General features: G+C 57.5%; 14 protein-coding genes. 11 read left to right on the top strand and 3 right to left on the bottom strand.

What is annotated here, in order from left to right:
• Positions 1–11: 11 nt before the first annotated feature.
• A complete protein-coding gene (locus NTX71_06870) occupies positions 12–1,649 on the bottom strand; it encodes a bifunctional UDP-sugar hydrolase/5'-nucleotidase (GenBank protein MCX6339626.1) in 1,638 nt (545 codons plus the stop codon).
• Between the two features lie 56 nt (positions 1,650–1,705).
• Here NTX71_06870 and cysK point away from each other — a divergent pair, with 56 nt between their 5' ends.
• On the top strand, positions 1,706–2,635 hold the full coding sequence (gene cysK, locus NTX71_06865; GenBank protein MCX6339625.1) for a cysteine synthase A: 930 nt from the start codon (positions 1,706–1,708) through the stop codon (positions 2,633–2,635).
• A 5-nt stretch (positions 2,636–2,640) separates the two neighbouring features.
• A complete protein-coding gene (locus NTX71_06860) occupies positions 2,641–3,933 on the top strand; it encodes an O-acetylhomoserine aminocarboxypropyltransferase/cysteine synthase (protein ID MCX6339624.1) in 1,293 nt (430 codons plus the stop codon).
• A gap of 54 nt (positions 3,934–3,987) precedes the next feature.
• Here the strand turns inward: NTX71_06860 and NTX71_06855 are convergent, their stop codons facing one another.
• Complete coding sequence (locus NTX71_06855) at positions 3,988–5,283, bottom strand: DUF362 domain-containing protein (GenBank protein MCX6339623.1); 1,296 nt, start codon at positions 5,281–5,283, stop codon at positions 3,988–3,990.
• A gap of 123 nt (positions 5,284–5,406) precedes the next feature.
• On the opposite strand from NTX71_06855, the gene NTX71_06850 reads away from it, so the two are divergent.
• The 6 genes from NTX71_06850 to NTX71_06825 all read left to right on the top strand — a co-directional run bounded on the left by NTX71_06850 (position 5,407) and on the right by NTX71_06825 (position 12,031).
• Entirely contained in the window at positions 5,407–6,366 is a 960-nt protein-coding gene (locus NTX71_06850) for a glycosyltransferase family 2 protein (protein ID MCX6339622.1), read from the top strand.
• Entirely contained in the window at positions 6,366–8,252 is a 1,887-nt protein-coding gene (locus NTX71_06845; GenBank protein MCX6339621.1) for an SGNH/GDSL hydrolase family protein, read from the top strand. Before NTX71_06850 ends, NTX71_06845 begins: the two co-directional genes overlap by 1 nt.
• The gene (locus NTX71_06840; protein ID MCX6339620.1) at positions 8,252–9,406 is read left to right on the top strand and encodes a glycosyltransferase family 1 protein; all 1,155 of its coding nucleotides are present in this window, start codon (positions 8,252–8,254) and stop codon (positions 9,404–9,406) included. Before NTX71_06845 ends, NTX71_06840 begins: the two co-directional genes overlap by 1 nt.
• 279 nt (positions 9,407–9,685) lie before the next feature.
• Complete coding sequence (locus tag NTX71_06835) at positions 9,686–10,474, top strand: ABC transporter permease (GenBank protein MCX6339619.1); 789 nt, start codon at positions 9,686–9,688, stop codon at positions 10,472–10,474.
• 40 nt (positions 10,475–10,514) lie between these two features.
• Positions 10,515–11,213 carry a hypothetical protein gene (locus NTX71_06830; protein MCX6339618.1) on the top strand — a complete coding sequence of 233 codons (699 nt, stop codon included), beginning with the start codon at positions 10,515–10,517 and terminating at the stop codon, positions 11,211–11,213.
• 35 nt (positions 11,214–11,248) lie between these two features.
• Positions 11,249–12,031: an MlaD family protein gene (locus NTX71_06825; protein ID MCX6339617.1), complete on the top strand. Its 783-nt coding sequence runs from the start codon at positions 11,249–11,251 to the stop codon at positions 12,029–12,031.
• A gap of 283 nt (positions 12,032–12,314) precedes the next feature.
• Here the strand turns inward: NTX71_06825 and NTX71_06820 are convergent, their stop codons facing one another.
• A complete protein-coding gene (locus NTX71_06820) occupies positions 12,315–13,805 on the bottom strand; it encodes a radical SAM protein (GenBank protein ID MCX6339616.1) in 1,491 nt (496 codons plus the stop codon).
• A gap of 137 nt (positions 13,806–13,942) precedes the next feature.
• Here NTX71_06820 and NTX71_06815 point away from each other — a divergent pair, with 137 nt between their 5' ends.
• From NTX71_06815 to NTX71_06805, 3 genes are all read left to right on the top strand, one after another.
• The gene (locus tag NTX71_06815; GenBank protein ID MCX6339615.1) at positions 13,943–16,768 is read left to right on the top strand and encodes a sigma 54-interacting transcriptional regulator; all 2,826 of its coding nucleotides are present in this window, start codon (positions 13,943–13,945) and stop codon (positions 16,766–16,768) included.
• Between the two features lie 430 nt (positions 16,769–17,198).
• Positions 17,199–17,603, top strand: a complete 405-nt coding sequence (locus NTX71_06810) for a PilZ domain-containing protein (protein ID MCX6339614.1) — start codon at positions 17,199–17,201, stop codon at positions 17,601–17,603.
• 372 nt (positions 17,604–17,975) lie between these two features.
• Positions 17,976–19,705 (top strand): PQQ-binding-like beta-propeller repeat protein (locus NTX71_06805; GenBank protein ID MCX6339613.1); only part of this gene is annotated, 1,730 nt, incomplete at its 3' end.

Here is a 19,705-nt window from a genome sequence, read left to right as displayed (position 1 = left end):
GCTTGCTTTTCCTATCGAGGGATGAGACGCGAGGGGGTAAACCTTTCCGAAGAGATCGGCGAGCGGGCGCGGATATAGTTGCTAAGCGCGTCCACATCCGTGATGCCGGTATTGCACACGTTGAGGGCCTGACAGAAGGTCGTATAGGAATCCCCTCCCTGCGCGAGATAGGAGTTGGTGACGACCGTGTATTCGGCTCTCTCACCTAATTCCTTATCGCCGCAGTCAATCCGAACGACCCTGCGGCCGGCCGGCGCCTTCGGATCGTACTCGACCCTGAGGCCGGAAATCTGGAGGATCCCCAGCTGGAGGCTGAGGCCCTGCTCGAGGATCGCGCGGATCTGCGCGCCGCTGAGCCTCATGGTGTAGAGGGTGTTGTCAAATGGCATCATCGTGTAGATATCCCGGACGGTGATGGCGCCCTTGAGCAGCGGATTGCGAATGCCGAAGCTGTTGAGAACTGCGATATCGGCCCCGGTTGCCGCGCGCATGCTGTCCGCGATCAGGTCGCCGAGCGATGATTCGCCGGTGTCGCTGCTCGAAAAATCCGCAAGAGACTTTCCCACCGCCTCATCGAACTTCTCACCCGCCCTGGCGCGCCACCGCTCAACAATGGATTTCACCGTCGGATCCGGAGTACAGCAGCCTTCTTTGAGGGCGATCAGCTCGTACCGGCACCTCCCGGCCCTGTGACGCTTCGGATCAACGTCCACCGTAAGCCTGCCCAGGTACTGCCCCGAGGCTCCCGCCTGACAGACGAGCGTTCCAGTGGAGCGAATCCTGACCGGCCTCCGCACGAGCTCATGGCTGTGGCCGCCGATGATGACGCCGATGCCGCCGACGGCCGAGGCGAGCTTCTTATCCTCCCCGAATCCGCAGTGGCTGAGGAGAATGACAAAATTCACGCCTTTCTCGTTCAGGGCAGCCACGCAGGAGCGAACCACCTCCCGGGTATCCTTGAAGATTATCTTCTCCGTCCTCCCCGGCATGACGATGACAGGTGTCTGCTCGGTGATGACGCCGATGATCCCCACCCTGAGCGGCCCGCATTCCTTGATCAGATACGGCTTCAAGAACGGGGGCAGCCGCCCGGTCACTGAACTGATCACATTCGCCCCGAGAATCGGGAAGCGGGCCGATTCCGCGAGCCCCTCCAGGATGTCAACGCCGAGATCAAACTCATGGTTGCCGACCGCCATCGCGTCGTACCCGTCCGCATTCATCACCTCGGTCATCGCTTTCCCCCGTGACACATTTCCCTCGGGAGTCCCCAGGAATATATCGCCGGCGTCAAGGAGGAGCGTGGGAATGCCGCTCTTCTGATTCTCAGCGCGGATATCCCTGACGCAGCCGGCGAGGGATGCCGCCCCGCCGGAGCGCTCCCTCCATCCCTCGACCCTCTCCGGCGCAATGTGTCCGTGCACATCGTTCGTGTGGAGTATGCTAAGCGGGTAGCGCTCGACCCTCGCGCAGGCCGAGAGCGCGAACAGCAACACGATGCTCAGCGCGATACTGCGTAATCTCTCAGTCCTGCGGGAAATAAATCCCTCCTCACCCTTTCCCTCTCCCCAAAGGGGAGAGGGGAGGGTGAGGGGCTTGTCTCTCACCTTATGTGACAGAGGAGTTACGATACAACGGCGGATTTTCATATGCCTCCGGAGCGGCAATAGGTTATCATAATAGAGCGGCGCGCTGGAGGAATTATATGGCGGGGATCGCTCAGGACATCACGAAAACAATCGGCAATACGCCCCTGGTGCGGCTCAACCGCGTCACCGGCGGCGCGAAGGCGACGGTCCTCGCGAAGCTTGAATCGTGCAACCCCTGCTCGAGCGTCAAGGACAGGATCGGCGTGAGCATGATAGACGCCGCGGAGAAGGCAGGCCTTCTCACAAAGGGAGGAACCGTCATCGAGCCCACGAGCGGGAATACGGGAATCGCACTCGCCTTCGTCTGCGCCGCGCGCGGCTACCGGCTCATCATCACCATGCCCGAGACCATGAGCCTGGAGCGGAGGAAGCTCCTGAAATTTTTTGGGGCGGAGATCGTCCTGACACCGGGCGCCCTGGGGATGCGGGGAGCCATCCAGAAGGCCGAGGAGCTCGTCCGCGAGACGGCGGGGGCGTTCATGCCGCAGCAGTTCAAGAACCCGGCAAACCCGGAGGTGCATCGCAGGACGACCGCCGAGGAGATATGGCGGGACACGGACGGAAACGTGGATATACTTGTCGTGGGGGTGGGCACCGGCGGCACCCTCACCGGCGTGGGCGAGGTCTTCAAGAAGAGGAAACTTGGATTTCAGGTGATCGCGGTCGAGCCGGAGGACTCACCGGTGCTCTCCGGCGGGAAGCCAGGCCCCCACGCCATCCAGGGGATCGGCGCCGGATTCGTACCCGACATCCTGAACAGGGGCATCATAGACGGGATTCTGACCGTGTCAAAAGAGAATGCCTTCGCCATGGCGCGGAGACTCGCGCGTGAGGAAGGGATACTCGCGGGTATCTCTGCCGGGGCCAATGTGTGGGCGGCAGTCCAGGTGGCCGGGAGACCGGAAAATGCGGGCAAGGTCATTGTGACCGTAATATGCGACACCGGCGAGAGGTACCTGAGCACGCCGTTGTTTGAGGAGGTCTGACTACCATGAAAAAGAAGAGCTACCGTTTTGAGACACTCGCGCTGCACGCGGGGCAGACGCCCGACACGGACACCCTCTCCCGCGGCGTTCCCGTCTACCGCACGAGCTCATACGTGTTCAAGGATACCGCACACGCGTCAAATCTCTTCGCGCTCAAGGAACTGGGCAATATCTATTCGAGGCTCATGAACCCGACCCAGGACGTGCTCGAAAAGCGCGTGGCCGCCCTCGAGGGCGCTCCCGCTGCCCTCGCCCATGCCTCAGGGACGGCGGCAATCTTCAACACGATCATCAACATATGCTCAACCGGCGAGGAAATAGTCTCCGCGAACAATCTCTACGGCGGCACCTATACGATGTTCGACTGCATCCTCCCCCAGTTTGGCATCAAGGTCGTGTTCGTGGATCCGCGCACGCCGGAACACTTCGCCGCCGCCATCAGCGGGAAGACCCGCGCACTCTACATCGAAACGATCGGCAACCCCGTCCTCGAGTTCACGGATATCGCGGCGGTCGCGCGCATCGCTAAAAAGCACCACCTTCCGCTCATCGTGGATTCAACGTTCACCACCCCCTACCTCCTTGCGCCGATCGAACACGGCGCCGACATCGTCTGCCACTCGCTCACCAAGTGGCTCGGCGGACATGGGACAGGGATCGGAGGTATCGTGGTGGATTCGGGGAAGTTCGATTGGACAGATAAGAAGTTCAGGTTCTACAATGAGCCCGATCCGAGCTACCACGGGATCCGCTATGCCCACGACCTCGGGGAGCTCAACCCGCTCGCGTTCATCACAAGGATGAGGCTGGTGCCACTGAGGAATCTCGGGGCATGCATCTCTCCCGACAACGCCTGGATTTTTCTCCAGGGGATCGAAACGCTCCCCCTGAGAATGCAGCGGCACTGCGACAACGCCCTCGCGGTCGCCCGATTCCTGAAGAAACACCCGCGGGTGGGGTGGGTGCGCTATCCCGGCCTCGAGGATGATCCCACCTACCCCGTAGCGAGCCGCTATCTCAAAAAGGGGTTCGGCGGCATGGTGGTGTTCGGGATAGAAGGCGGGCAGACGGCGGGGGAGGCTTTCATCAACAGCCTCAGGTTATTCTCCCACCTCGCAAACGTGGGAGACGCGAAGAGCCTCGCCCTCCATCCGGCAAGCACCTCCCACTCCCAGCTCAACGAGGAGCAGCAACGGGCGAGCGGCCTCACGCCCGAGCTCGTGCGTCTCTCCGTCGGTCTCGAGCACATCGACGACATACTCGCCGACCTTGACCAGGCGCTGGGATCATCTGGATAGGATTGTTTTGTGCGTTATGCGGCTGGCCGCCAAGACATGGCGGGGGTGGAATTATTATTTCTCCCGGATGCTTCTCTTGCGCCTCTTCCGCGCGGCGAATTCCGGCGCCTCTCTGATGCAGGTCCCGAGGACGCACACCGATTTCTTGAAGAGCTTCAGGCTCTCGCGCCTGAGACTGGCCGGCGCGTCTCCCACATTATCCCAGCCCGCGCGATCGAGATCGTCCGGCGGTATCGCCAGCTCCTCCCAGTTGTTGAAGAGCCGCCCCCAGTCGCTTCTCAGGGCGTCGTGTATGATGTGCTGGTGAGTGGGATACCAGAAGATATCGTGGTAGAGAACGCTGGCTATGTACGCCCACGGGGCGAGGACGGTCTTGAGCGTCCACTCCACTGGTTTCTTGAGCTTCCCCCAGTAGATCCTGTGCTGCATCCTGCTCGCGAAGGTCATCTTGTTGAACGGCCCGACGAAATGCCAGTTTTCGTCAGCCGCGCTCCTATCGCCCACGATCTCAATCTCGCGCGGGTCGCCGCAGCCGAGCCCCGCGTCGTGTGCCAGGCGCACGAATTTCAGGTCGCGGAGGGGGTCGAACCCCATGATCTTCGCCGCGACGGCGTCAATCGCCACCTGGTCCGCAGAGGCGAGGATGACGTTCTTCACGTACGGCCTCATGCATCGGGGGCCCGGTCCGTCGCCCGCGAAGGCGCCGTCCATCACCGCAAAGAGGCCGCTGTGTATCTTCTTCTGAATCATCAGGAGATCCACAAGGGTCTCGTGGATCACCGGATGCGTCCAGTGCCGCCGTTCGTTCAGGAGGCCCCCGAAGGCGTTTTTCATGGCGCCGGTGGTGGTGGTAAATATATGGGTCTTCACCGTGGGCAGGTGGACAATATTTTCGCCGATGAACCTCCTGGGGATCATGAAGCCATCGGGATAAACTTGGTTGAGGCAGAGGAACTTCTCGGTGAGATCGCCCACCGCATCACGGATGTGAATCCACTCCTCCCGCTCATAGAGGTGGACGTTCTCAAGCCCGTGGGCATCGAGGACGTTGATCTGCTTATTTTCCCGCTCCCCGAGGTGGGCATCGATGACCACCGTCCGGTTGTGGCAGCCATGGATGCGGGCCGGGTCGTAACCATCTCTCTTCATTGCCCTGATGACGCCGTCAAGCTGCCAGGGGGGTGTTGAGGAACCGGGGAAAAAGAAATGCCAGCTGATATTGATCTTGAGCGCGGTCTCGCGGTCCTTGGGAAGGGCGTCCTGATAGCCGGCGAGGTTCAATAACCTGTGATAATCCCTCAGCACCGTCGCAGGGGACGTTCTCAAAATGGCAACTTTCGATCTTTTCATGGCGGCCTCATTATATCATAATCGCGGGCGACGCGGAGCCCCTTTGTCGAGCGTAGCCCCCTTGACACGTTCACAATAGATGCTGTATAGTAATTAGTCCTAAGATTTAGGAGTAGGGTGATTATGAATGAACAAACTGCTGGTGTGTATATTTCTATTCTCGTCCCCCTTTACAACGAGGGCCCCAATGTCGAGAGATTCTACGACAGACTCAAGCCTTCGCTCCAGAAGCTGGGACATTCATACGAGATAATTCTCGTGGACGACGGCTCCATGGACAATACCTTTGAGCTCTTGAGAGCAATCTGCGAGAGAGACAATTCTGTCCGCGCGATACAGTTCCGACGCAACTTCGGCCAGACGGCCGCCCTCGCCGCCGGCATCGACCATGCCCGCGGCTCGATCATCATCACCATGGATGGGGATCTCCAGAACGATCCACGGGACATCCCGATGCTCATAAGCAAAATCGAAGAGGGGTACGATATCGTCAGCGGCTGGCGCGCGGACCGGAAGGAGCCGTTTTTGACCAGACGCCTTCCCTCCATTCTTGCGAACAGGCTGATCTCGCTGGTGTCTGGCTGCAAGCTCCATGACTACGGGTGCACGCTCAAGGCCTATCGGCACGATCTCATCTCAAAAATAGGCCTCTACGGTGAACTGCACCGCTTTATCCCCGCTCTCGCCACGGGCGTGGGTGCTACCATCACCGAAGTGAAGGTGAGGCATTACCCTCGCACGAGAGGGGTTTCGAAGTATGGTCTGACACGCGCGTTCCGCGTGATCATCGATCTCTTCACGGTGAAGTTCTTCCTCAGCTTCGCCACGAGGCCGATGCAGATCTTCGGCCTCATCGGTTTCGCCTCGACGTTTCTCGGGCTTGTGTCCCTCGCATACCTCACCTACGCGAAGTTCGTCCTCAGGCACGCTATCGGCGGGCGTCCGCTCCTGATTGTCTCCATGCTCCTCATCCTCGGCGGATTCCAGTTCATCACGATGGGCCTCCTGGGGGAGATGCTGACGCGGACGCACCATGAGATTGCAAAGAAGCCGGTGTACAAGATAAAGGAGATGGTGAACTGATGAAACTCACCACACCAGCAATCGCCGTCATCATGTGCGCCCCGCTCGCGCTCTCCGCCGTCGGTGCTCGCGGTGCTGCGCCGGAGGCATGGGTGGCGTATCCGGAGAATGACCGCGTTCTCGCGCGCTCATTCTCTGCGGGCAGTTTGAGCGAACCGGGTGTCATTGCCGCAGGCGATGGTGCGTCATTCGCGCCGGCCCTGGCGATTGGCCCTCGCGACCTGCCCTTCGTGACATGGCTCAATAATAAGGGTGACATTCTGTTCAGCGGGTCCGATGGATCGAGATGGTCAACTCCCGAGATAGCGGCTCTATCGCGAGGGAGGCACCGTGGGATCCCGGCGCTGGCCGTGGGTGACACCGCGGTGATCGCCTGGGCTGAGACGGAGAATGGGATGTTCGAAGATATATTTTACGCGGTCCGGACAGGGGGGCGATGGAGCGAGCCCCGCCGCGCCCATGAGCAGAATAATGTTCCGGATATCCTCCCCTCAATTGTTGCAGGAGCCGGCGGCGCATTCTCCATACGGTGGAAAAGTTTTGACGGGTGGAGGTATGTCGAGCGATACGCGGGTGCGCTAATCATTCCTCAGGATCGGGGCGAGCTGCCGCACGGCCTTCTGGAGAAGCTTGTTGAGGCACAACTGCCCATGGAGACTGCCATTGTGTGGAGAGGAGCCGATGGATTCTCCAGATCGGTCTATCTGAAACAGCTCATGGATGAGCAGGAGAATGCTGCAGCGGGGGAAGCGACGGCACTGACTCTTGATGAGCCCACGCCGACCCCTTCAGCGTCAAAGGCTGCATCGCTGCGCGGCACGCAGACTGAAACGCCCGCCTCCCCCACGTTCACCCCGACCCAGACACCGGTCGAGAACACGGCCACGCCGGTAGGCCGGCGGATTGATATCATCGCGTTCGGCGACAGCATCACCTACGGCCGCGGGAGCAGCTCAAACGGGCCCCGCACCGGCTATCCCGTGATCCTCCAGGCGATCCTCAACTATAATTTTACACCCGATAAATTCCACTTGATCAATGAAGGCGTTCCAGGTGAGGAGACCTGGACGGGACTGGGGCGTATTGACAGTGTGCTCGACAGCTATGACGCCGACGGCATCCTGATCATGGAGGGCACCAACGACATGTTTTTTCAGATATCATTCAACACCGTCCAGGAAAATTTGAAACAGATGGCCTTTCGTGCGAGGAGCCACGGCGTTTTTCCGGTGCTCGCGACGCTCATTCCGACGGTCCCCTCCCTCCGCCCCCTCCAGTATCAGACGACCCGTAGTTTTTACGCCGGCGGGTACGTGCAGGCGCTCTCACGGTTGTACGGCATACCGTATGCTGACCAGTGGAACGCCTTTTGCAGCATCCCCTCTTTCGCCGAAGTGCTGATGGACTGGGCCACGGGGAACCACCCGAATGATAACGGGTACCGGTACGTCATGGCGCCTGAGTGGTACGGGGCCATTGCTCCCTATCTCGAGCCCTCCTTTCGGCCTGTGGGGCCGAAGATCACCCTCGGCGAAAGCGCGGAGAACGTGACCCGCGGGTCGCTGGAGGATTTCAGTTATGCGCTCGTGCCCAGTAACGATCTCGTGAAGAACGCCGTTGACTGCTATGTGGCCCTGAAACGGCCTGACGGGAAGTTGCTGTATTTCAACTCCTCCTGGCAGTTGACCAGCGCGGAAACACCCGCGGCGCGCGGCGTACTGCTCGATAGGCTTCCTCGATCCGGCTTCCTCCTCGATCTCCCAATCGCGATGGACTACCCCGTAGGCACCCACACGCTCTACGTGGTGACCGTGCGGAGTCTCCGTGACCCATGGATCACCAGCAACTGGACAGGCTTTGCGAGCATCAGCTTCGAGGTGCAGTAGTGAAGAGAGAGGCCGCCAGGATGCGCGTGGCCTTGGATATCCAGCCGGTCCTCAGTCAGCGCACGGGGGTCGGCCATTACATATTCTATCTCGCAAAATATCTCCCGTCCCTGGGCCCTTCTGACGAGTTCGTCGGTCTCGCCTTCGGACGAGGCTCGTGTGACATTGACGCGCTCCGGGCCCCTAACTTCAGCGTGCGGCGCATCGGCCTCATCCCGCGGCGGGCGATGGGCTTTCTCTGGAAAACGCTTGACTGGCCCCCGGCGGATGCGTTCACGGGGCCGGTGGATCTCTTCCATTTTCCGAGCTTCGTCGCGCGACCTCTCCGCTCTGCCCGTGCGGTCGTCACGATTCACGATCTGGCGTTCAAGAGGATGCCGGAGTTTTCCGAGCCGAAAAACGTGACGTTCCTCGAGAGGCTCATATCCCCCACGCTCGACCGCGCCCGGCTCGTCCTGGTGGATTCGGAATTCACCGCACGGGAGCTTGTTGATCTCTACGGCTATCCCCGGGAAAAAATACGGGTAACCTACCTCGGGGTGGGGGAGAACTTCCGACCCTGCCATTCGCCTGAAACCGACCGGGTCCGCAGCCGCCATGCCCTCCCTGAGCGCTTCATCCTCTGTGTCGCCACGTTCGAGCCGCGGAAGAACCTGGGTACGCTGCTCGAGGCCTATGCCATTCTGCGCCGGGAGGTGGAAGATTGCCCAGAGCTGGTGCTCGTCGGCGGCGAGGGCTGGGGGGGGGAAGACGGGAGGATAGGGCGGCTGATCGGGAAACTGAAGCTCGATGAGGCGGTGATACGTCGCAGGTATATCGGGCATGAGGTGCTGCCGGCGCTCTATTCGGCTGCCTGCCTTTTTGTCTTCCCGGCCCTCTATGAGGGTTTTGGCCTTCCGCCCCTCGAGGCGATGGCGTGCGGGACACCCGTGGTCTGTTCCGATGCTGCATCACTGCCCGAGGTGGTGGGAGACGCCGCGCTCCTGGTGCCGCCTCGCGATGCAGGACGCATGGCAGGCGCGATGAAAAAACTGATTGACGATGCTGTGCTCAGGCAGGAGTTGATCAGGAGAGGGCTCGACAGGGCGAAGCGCTTCACATGGACTGAAACCGCCCGCGCCACGCTGGTGGCATACAGAGAAGCCCTGCGGTAGCCGGGCATCCCCGCTCGGTGTGTGTTAATTCTAATCCTCTTACCCTCCGCGGCGTGCTATAATCTGACCGGTGTGAAGGTTCAGGGCCTTGACTACTGAGTACCATGCGGCATCGCAACACTTTTCTCGCAGTAGTTAAGACGTAGCCCTGATTTCACAGTACTATCCGAACCCCCAGCGCAATTTGGACGCGGCCGGAAGTTGGATCGCCTGCGGATGGTGCAGATGATTAAGGATACCCGGACGGATTCGCCCCTGCCGCCCTGCCGGTAAACGCCCATGACATTCATCGGGACGATTGGCCAACATACCATTAACCGGATGCGGGCGGTCACGCATCTCTTTGCCGTCCTGAGCAGCATCCTCGGGCAGGCGACCCGGCCGAGGCACTGGCCGCGCACCACCCGCGCGGTGTTCGCGCGCCAGATTCTGTTCACGGGCATCGAGGCCCTGCCCTTCGTGTCAATGGTGGCGTTTCTGACCGGCATCTCTGTCGTCGTGCAGGCCCAGGTCTGGCTGAGCAAGGCCGGCCAGTCTGAATTCCTGGGAACTATTCTGGTCGCGGTGATTATCCGCGAGGTGGCGCCGCTCCTGGTCAATTTCATCGTCATCGGGCGCAGCGGCGCGGCTATGACGGTCGAGCTGGGAAATATGAAGGTACTCGGTGAGACCAGGGTCCTGGAGGCCCAGGGCATGGATGCGCTGCTGTATCTTGCCATCCCGCGGTCCCTGGCCATGGCCGTTTCGGTTTTTTGCCTGACCATTTGGTGTATCGTCGTTTCGTTTGTCAGCGGTTATGCATTCGGCATTCTCTTCGGTGCAGGCGGCACGGATCCGGTGATTTTTCTGAAAATCGTCCTGCATGCCCTTCGTCCGGCGGATGTGTACAACCTGCTGGCAAAGACGCTGGTTCCCGGCATGTTCACGGCGGGTATTTGCATCATTGAGGGCCTCAGTGTGCGCTATTCCATCACGGAGGTGCCGCAGGCCGCCACGCGGGCGGTTGTGCGCTCCATTGCGGCGCTCTTCATTATTTCCGCTATTGTATCCGTGCTGACGTACATCTGAGGAAAAGGAGCGGCTGAGGCCGAAGGCGGGCAGTCGGAAAATGAACAGAAACGATCCCCTCCTTGAATTCGCGGATGTGACGATTGCGGCGGCGCCGTTGGGACACGCCGCCCTGTGCCATGTCAATCCGCGGTTTCTACCGGGCACGCTCACCCTCATTCAGGTGGAGCCGGGCAACGAGCAATTGCCGCTTGCCGATCTGGCGGAGGGACTGCTGTGCCCCGAAGAAGGCTGCATCCTGTTCCAGGGCGAGGCGTGGACCGCCATGCCCCCGGAGCGGGCGTTGCAGAGGCGCTCGCAGATCGGCCGCGTCTTCGACGGCCACGGATGGATCAGTAACCTAGACGTGAACGAGAATGTGACTCTTTCACAACAGCACCACACCCGGCGGCCCGTCGCGGAGATTCTGGCGGAGGCCGAGGCGCTGGCCCGGGCGTTCGGCTTGAGCGGACTGCCGAGGACCCGGCCTTCCCTGGTGCCGCACCAGGAGTTGCGGCGGGCCGAATGGATCAGGGCCTTCCTCGGGAGTCCCCTGCTGGTCCTGCTGGAACGCCCCATGCGCGGCGTGCCGTTGGAACACGTGCCGCGGCTGATCGGTGCCGTGCGGGAAGCCTGCGCGCGAGGGGCGGTCGTGCTGTGGCTGACAGACAACGATCGGATTGCACGGCACGCGGCGTTGCCGCCGGCCGCGCGGTATGCCATGCGTGGCGTGACCCTGGCGAGGATTGAAAACGGATGATATCCGGACCGGCGGTAGCCGGAAAGGGATGACCTATGGCGGACACGACATTCAAGTTTCGATTTGTCAATGAAATCACCGGTGCCTTCGTGATTCTTGCGATCGCAGCCCTGCTCGCGGGTATCTTCCTGGCGGGCCGCGCCCAGGGCCTGTTTGAGCCAAAATTCCGGCTCCACACCGTGTTCCAGCCCGGGGAAGGGACCTACGGGCTGAAAAAGGGCTCAGAGGTGAGAATCCGCGATACTGCCGTTGGCAGCGTCATCCGCATTCACCCCACCGCGGAAGGCACGATCGAGGCCACCTTCGAGCTGAAGGAGAGTTTCCACGGCTTTGTGCGCGCGAACTCGGTGGCCGTGGTGAAAAAGACGCTGATCGTGGTCGGCGATTCATTTGTGGACATATCCATCGGCAACCGCCATGACCCGCTGATGCCCGGCGGCAGTCAGATCTCCTGCACGGCGGACAAAGGCATCACGGAGCAAGCCTCGCTGTTCCTGGAGGAATTCCGCACGAGGGGCCTGCCGACACTGGAGAAACTGAACATCGTTCTCGATGAAATGCCGGCATTCATGGCGCAGACCGGCAATGCCATGCACGAGCACGAGGTCCTGCTGCAACTCCTGTTGAGCGAGGATATCCACGGCCAGTTGGCCCAGTTCCGGGATACCATGCGGGCGGCGCAGATGCTGTTCGAGGGGCTCCAGCGGCACTGGATGTTGCGGGGATACATCGAAAGCCCGAAACGCAACCCCTCGAATTCACCCTCGGGCCCGACCCTGCCGGCCGCCGGCGCGGTGCCGCCCGGTCCCGGGAATTAATCCGGGGGAGAGACGGAATGAGCCTGATTTGACCCTGCTATTCCGGTAAAACTTCAAAGGCGCGCGCGCCGGAGGCGAAGCCGGAGGTCTTGCCGAAGGCCCCGAGGCCTTTAGCTGAGGGGAAAGCATTGAAAGATCTGGAATAACTGCTCAGGATCCAGAATTCAGGAGTCAGGAGCCAGGAGTTAGAATGTGCAGTTACTCGAAGAGGTCAGCACGCTACTGGAAGCTTATTCGCGATCCATTCTGGATTCTGGCTCCTGGCTTCTGACTACCTGAGTAGTTACAATTGTTTATTGTGTGCCCCGGATGATTCAATGCTGAGCAACCATCTCAGATGGGCACATACCTGGGGGTTCTTAAACGCCGTCTTTAATATTTTGTTCACGTGGAAGTACATAAGCAGTTGCCTCAGGGCATTGAGCATCCTCAGGGAACAGGCTGCTCGTGCCGCTGCCCGAACAGATTCTCCAAAAGAATAGAATTGCCGGTACATATCGAATATGATCTTCTGTAATCGGTAGGAGGTAAAATGCCTGGGCTGCAATACCACATGGTGCCCATCGTACAAGTAAGGCTCATCCGTCAGGACACGTCCCGCCCTTTTCATATCTTCCCCAAACTTTGTGCCCGCCACAGGAACAGTCGTGCAGTATTGAACGCTATCGAGGTTGCCCCGAGCCCATCGCGCGGTTTCCATAAGGCTTTTCTCCGTATCACCGTCTCCGCCGATCATCATCATGCCGTGGACCCATATCCCGGCTTTCCGGAACAGCCGTGCCGCTGTCTTATTCTTTTGCGCGTCGCCCTTTTTGTTCAAGAATTGCAGCGTTTCATCACTCAGGGACTCGATACCTACGCACGCGATGGTTACCCCTGCCTCCCGCAGCAGGCATAGCAATTCTTCGTCAAAGGCGGCAGAAACGCACAGCTGGCACACGGATACTTCCCCGTGAAGGCCTCTCTCGATCATGAGGCGCAGGAGTTGTTTTGTTTCCTCCGGTTTTCCGGCAAAGTTGTCGTCGGTAAAGAAGATATATTTCGGCGGTTGCGACCTGATGTATTCCAGATCTTTGATGATGGATTCGTTAGACCTCCTCCGGTACGAGCTTCCATACAGGGATGAGACCGAGCAGAAGTCACATTGCATGGGGCAGCCACGCGAGGTGGTTACAGGCCACACCCGCACATGTCTCATAAAATAGTCGTCATAATGCGGCAGCGGCAGATCTGACAGCTCATCCTGGCTCAGGGGCACTGCAGGCTTCGCATGCACGATGCGCGCGCCTTGTTTGTAACTGATGCCGTCCACGCCATCGGGCGTGCCATGATGCGCCAGCGCCCTCAGTAACCTCGGGAGCGTTTTGTCTCCCTCTTTTCTCACTACATAATCGGCCCACTCCAGGCATTCCTCGGGACAGTATGTCGCGTGCACTCCCCCGATGATGATTATTCCCCTGGGATTGAGACTCTTATAGAGAATCCCCAGTTCCTTCGACTGCGAAATGGTCCGGGTGATCGCAGAGACGAGCAGATAATCAGACGCGGCAATCCGCTCCATATCGCGGGGATTCAAGCGTCCGGCAGGTGTGTTGAAGGCGGGATTGATACTTACGACATCAGTGAACCCCTCCCTCAGCAGTATCCCGTGGAGCAAAGGAATGGCTCGCGCGGGCAGCTCGAAGCGGCAATACACATCTTCCACCGGTTCGCCGTTCAATAATCCAAATGCTGTTGCCGGCAATTCAACAAGTGTAATTGATCTATCGATCACTTCGTCAGCCCTACTGTCCAATCTGTATTATAACTAGTAGTGTACAAATTGCCAAGCGCCACCAGCAATGGTAATACCATTTTATGCGTGTCCAGTTCTTGTTATAATTTTGATCGGATATGTGAAAGGAATACATTGTGGATAGAGGTCGTGATATCCTGCTCGAAGCGCTCCTGGACAACCTTCCCGTCGCCATTGCATTAAAGGCGGCGAGGGACGGGACCTATATCGTATGGAACAGGTCCCATGTAAGTCTCTCGGGGTTTAAAAAGGAAGAGGTTCTCGGGAAAACCGACTATGATATTCTTCCGAGGCAACAGGCCGATCTGATCCGTGAAAAGGACCGCGAATCCCTGCAACAGCGCAAAACGGTAGTCACTCCTGAAGAATTTTACCCCAGCCCCATACTGGGGGCCCGCATGCTATACACGCAGAGAACGCCAATTTTCGACGAGCGCGGCGAGCCGATGTATATATTGGTTATTTCAGAGGATATCACGCGATCCAGCGGGGCTGTGAAAGAACTGGAGGTCCTCCGGGAGGAAATAGAATTTATACTCGGCGCCACCGGGACCGGCTTCGATATCATAGATTCCTCCTACAACATACGCTACATCGATCCCGAGTGGATGAAGGTCTACGGAGATCCGGGCGGGAAAAAATGTTATGAATATTTTATGGGGAGAAAGGAGATCTGCCCCGGATGCGGTGTCGCCACGGCATTGAAAACGAAAGGACGCGTGGTTAGCGAAGAGACGCTGCCCAGGGAGGGAAACAGGCCTATCCAGGTAATCACGATCCCGTTCAAGAACAAGGCGGGCGAATGGTTGTGCGCCGAGGTCAATATGGATATCACCGAGCGCAAAAGGGCGGAAGCGGCGTTATGTGAGAGTGAGCTGCGTTACAGGACCATAGTCGAGAACATCAATGATGTTCTTTATGTGCACAATTTTAAAGAAATTATCCTGGATGTGAACGAGGCCGTCGGCAGGATGCTGGGTTATACCAGGGGCGAGCTCATCGGGGCGCACCTCTCAAAGATAACGACCCCGCAAAGCGCGCGTATCGTAAGCGAGAAGATGGCGCTACTGATTAAAAACGGCTCCATGGTATTCGACAGCGAGGAGGTGAGAAAGGACGGGAGGATCATCCCTGTAAGCATCAGCTCCAAGATCGTGTCGCCAGAGGGGGATGGCCTTGTCCAGTCTGTGGTAAGGGATATAAGCGAACGCAGGGAGGCGGAAGAAAGGGTAAGAAACCAATTCAAATTCCAGCAGGCATTGATCGATTCAATTCCGATTCCGGTTTTTTATAAAAGTGTTGACGGGCGCTACCTGGGCTGTAACGTGGCGTTCAGTAACCTCACCGGACAGAAGAAAGACTCGATAGTAGGCAAGCATGCGTACGATATAGCCCTCAAGGATCTCGCCGACAAACATACCCGGATGGATAGAGCTTTTTTTGAAAGGCCGGGTTCTCAGGAGTATGAGTCGAGGCTAATGGACGCGGAGGGCGTCGATCGGGATGTCGTGTTCCATAAGGCGACTTTCAATAATCCCGACGGCTCTATAGGCGGATTGGTTGGCACCGTCCTTGATATTACGGAGCGCAAGGCGGCCGCGATGAAGATTCAGAGCGTCATCGAACAACAGTTGAAAAGTCTCAACGATATGCTCGCTATTCTTAATCAGTTGCGGATTGGAACTGCTATGACCGATGAGAAGGGCATGATAACTTTTCTCAGCGATTCGGGCCAGTTCCTCACCGGCAAGAGCAGTGAAGAGGCGCAGGGGAAAAGCTGGCTCGAGTTCTTCCCATTCCAAGAACAGGAGAAGAGTGAACTGGAGGAGATGATCAAAAAGCCGGAACATCTTCGGGCCCGGCTTTCGGTGTGCATGGAGAGTGAGGGAAAATCTAAGCGCTGGATCGAGGTCGAGATTCACGATGACCCGCGAGATCCAAGGAGGAAGATATTTCATTTCTATGATGTGTCCGATGTTTACAACCTCCGCCGCGAATTGGGGAAGAAAGCCAAATTCCATGAGCTGGTGGGCAAAAGCAAAGCGATGCAGCGGGTGTACCAGCAGATTCATGAAATTGCACAGGTTGACTGGACGGTGCTCATCGAGGGCGAAACCGGCAGCGGCAAAGAGCTCGCAGCCCGCGCGATACATTTTACCAGCCGACGCAGGGGAAAGCCTTTCCTGGCGGTAAACTGCGCCGTGTTCACAGATTCATTGCTCGCAAGCCAGCTCTTCGGCCACAAGCGCGGCGCCTTCACGGGGGCCGTCGAGGACTACAAGGGTCTGTTCGAGGCCGCCAGCGGCGGGACGCTCTTTCTTGACGAGATCGGCAATGTCCCACTGAATATACAGACAAGTCTCCTGCGGGTTGTCGAGCAAAAGGAGATCACCCCCCTTGGCGAGTCCGTTCCCCGTAAAGTGGACGTAAGAGTCATCGCTGCGACGAACAGGAGTCTAGACCAGGCGGTTGAGAAGGGGGAGTTCCGGGCGGACCTGCTGTACAGGATCAGGGTGGCGAGAATCCTGCTCCCTCCCCTCAGGGAACGCCGCGACGATATCCCGATACTTGTCGATACCTTTCTTGACAGGTGCCGCGCGACAAGCGGCAAACCTGTTCGAAGGGTTAGCGATAAAGCGATGCGCATGCTCATTAGCTACCATTGGCCGGGGAATGTGCGCGAATTGAAAAGCGCGATAGAATTTGCGGTCATGCGCTGCCTCGGGTCGGAGATAGAGCCCGAAGACCTTCCTCCGGAATTGCAGGGTCCGATCACAAAGCAGGCAATGGCCGGGATGGAATATAAGGATGAGCGGGAGCGCATCCTGGACGCATTGAAAAAAGCAAATGGGAAACGCGTGCTTGCAGCCAGGCTGCTTGACATGAGCAGGGCTACGCTCTATCGCCGGCTCCAAAAGCTGAAGATAAAATCCAAGAGATAGTTTTCTGTTTTTAATATTCCCGAAATAGATACCCACGCCGTAACTACTCAGGTAGTCAGAAGCCAGGAGCCAGAATCCAGAATGGATCGCGACTAAGCTTCCAGTAGCTTACTGACCTCTTCGAGTAACTGCATTAACTCGGAAACATCGCCGTATCCCAAGTCCTCAAATGTCGCCGCCGGCGTCCTCATTCCAACTCCTGGCTCCTGATTCCTGAATTCTGGTTCCTGAGCAGTTACACCATAACTAACTTAAACCAAAATAGCATTTCATCCAGTGAGACATAAATGAGACATAAATATGTATCACTCAGAAGAATGACATATTTCCCCCTAATTATAGCCTAGTACGTAATGCATTGGCGGGCAGCTTATTAGCAGATCTAAATAATATAATATCTATTATGGCATGGATATTGCGTATTAGGAATATGAGGAAGGACATAATCTGTCTTGGAGATCTGGAAATGGATATGAATATGGAGCTGGAAGATTCTTCGCAAGTCGAAAAGAGGGGAACTCAACGGCATAACATCTATATCCCCATCAGGTTTGAGGGGGAGGATATAAATAATAATAAAGTTTCAGAAGATACGGTGATTATCAATACTTCTCCCGGGGGCGCGTTTTTCCTTAGCCGAAACGAATTCCAGCCTGGGACGGAGCTGAATATTCATGTCAAGCCTGTGGCCAAAGGTTCTGGAGGCCGCGAGCTCGTCGCAAGGGTTGTTCGAGTTGACAGTGATGTTAAGGGATTCAGCGAGAGATCGAAGTTCGGGATCGCGATAGCGTTGCTTGAAATGGTTGATCTCTACAAGGGATATAAAAAACTGTAGTGCAGCCGACGCTTGCAACATGAATGGCTTTACCGAAGTGAATGATAGAGCGCTTACATGGGGCAATTGCCAGAGAGCAACGGGGGTATCATAATGAGATACAATAGGATTTTAACGATTACAGTTTTTTGCGTACTTTTAGGGATTGTCAGAGCATCAGAGGCTGGGCAAGCCTTTTTTTTCGTTGGTGCCGCATGCCCTACCCCGACTGAAGTAGATAATAATGCTGGTTTAGGGAATCCGCTGGCAGTTGGGGATCTTCTCCAGGTAATTTACAGCAACGGTGAGATAGACCCGCCCGATCCTACGAAACCGGATTATCTAGGGGGAGATGATGTACTTTTGGGTAATTGGGCTGTAGGAGATGATGATTTGGAATGGGAGTTTACCGGCGCCGGTGAATTCAGTATCTCAGTGTCCGGGCCCGACAACGCGCAGGTGTATATCAGGGCCTGGGATGCCGGCGCCATTTCGGCGGCAAGCTACTACGGGGACACAGCCGAGTATGAGCTGTCTTCAGCGCCCGATTATTTTCTCCCTACTTTTTCCACGGATACGTTAAAGCCGGCTGAGGCGGAAACCGCCACGCCGACCGAGACACCGACAATAACTCCTACATGGAGTGACTTAACACCGACTTGTACGCCGACGGAGACACCGACGATAACGCCAACGCCTCTCCCGTGGCCAATGTTTCACCACGATGCTGGCAGGACAGGCGTATCGCCGTATGGCGGACTGTCCAGTGCTGTTGTGAGATGGTCATACATAATGCCAGATACGATTAACTGTTCTCCTGTGATAGACGGCGCGGGGAACATCTATTGCTCATACGGGAAGGAGGACGGGGGCGTAGAAAATGCTTTATACAAACTCAATTCTGCGGGGGGTATGCTGTGGTCGTATGACCTTCCGGTCTGGGCGTCTAACGGCATCACAATATCGGAAAACGGGAAAATACTGACAAGTAGTAACGGTGCTCTACCCCTATATGCGTTTAACCCAACCGGCAGTCTGGCATGGTCGTATAGTGCTGGAGTGCCAAACGGTAGTCCCTATGAGGATAGTTCGGGCAACCTGTATTTCGGGAGCGACAACAGTAATCTCTATTCGCTCAACTCAAATGCGACCCTCAGCTGGAGTTACTCAGCAAGCGGTGGGTGCGGTGCTTCATCCCCAAGTTATGATGGGAAATTGTATTTCGGACTCAATGATGGGAAGGTTTATTCGCTTAACTCCAACGGTAGTTTCGCATGGAGTTACCTGACGGGCGGATACGTGATGGCAAGCCCGATGGTGAGTGATTCAGTGGTGTGTGTCAGCTCTTGGGGTAACAGATTATATGCGCTGACAAACACCGGTGCGTTCAGGTGGAGTTATGTTGCGGGAGGCCAGCTTGAGGCTACCGCCGCAATCAGTGGAAGCACGATATGTGTCGGGTCTCAGGACGGTAGATTCTATGCGCTGAACAGTAACGGTACGTTGGCGTGGGCTTACGATATCGGTAGTCCGATAGTCAATTCGGCCGCCATAGATTCCGATGGCAGGATATATTTCGGGGCGTGCTGGGGGGGGGACGGGGTCTATTCCCTCAACTCAAACGGAACGCTGGTATGGACATGCGGACTGGCTGTGGGGCCTTGGTCTTCGTCATGCGCGATTTCGGCTGATGGGAATATCGTTGTCGGTGATTATAACGGTATATTGTATGACCTCGCTGAACCTACTGCAACACCCACGCCGACTGAGACACCGACAATAACGCCTACACCAACAGAGACGCCGACAGAAACACCGACGAACACCCCGACGCGCACGCCGACCCAGACGCCGACGATAACCCCGACACCGACAGAGACGTCAACACCGACGATCACGCCGACCCCGACGATCACACCGACGCCGCGGCCTCTGCTCTGGCCGATGTTTCATCATGATGCGAGGCATACGGGACTGAGCCCTTATGCGGGGCCGTCGAAGCCGGCGCTTTCATGGAGCTATAAGACTTCCGGCACTGCGGCCACTAATCCGGTTTCCGCTCCCGCGATTGGGAGCGACGGGAGGGTGTATGTCGGCTCCAACTTAAATATACGCGCGCTTAA

This window comes from Candidatus Auribacterota bacterium (assembly GCA_026392035.1).
Classification (GTDB): domain Bacteria; phylum Auribacterota; class Tritonobacteria; order UBA1439; family UBA1439; genus JAPLCX01.
This window is presented reverse-complemented; position numbering and strand designations above follow the sequence as displayed.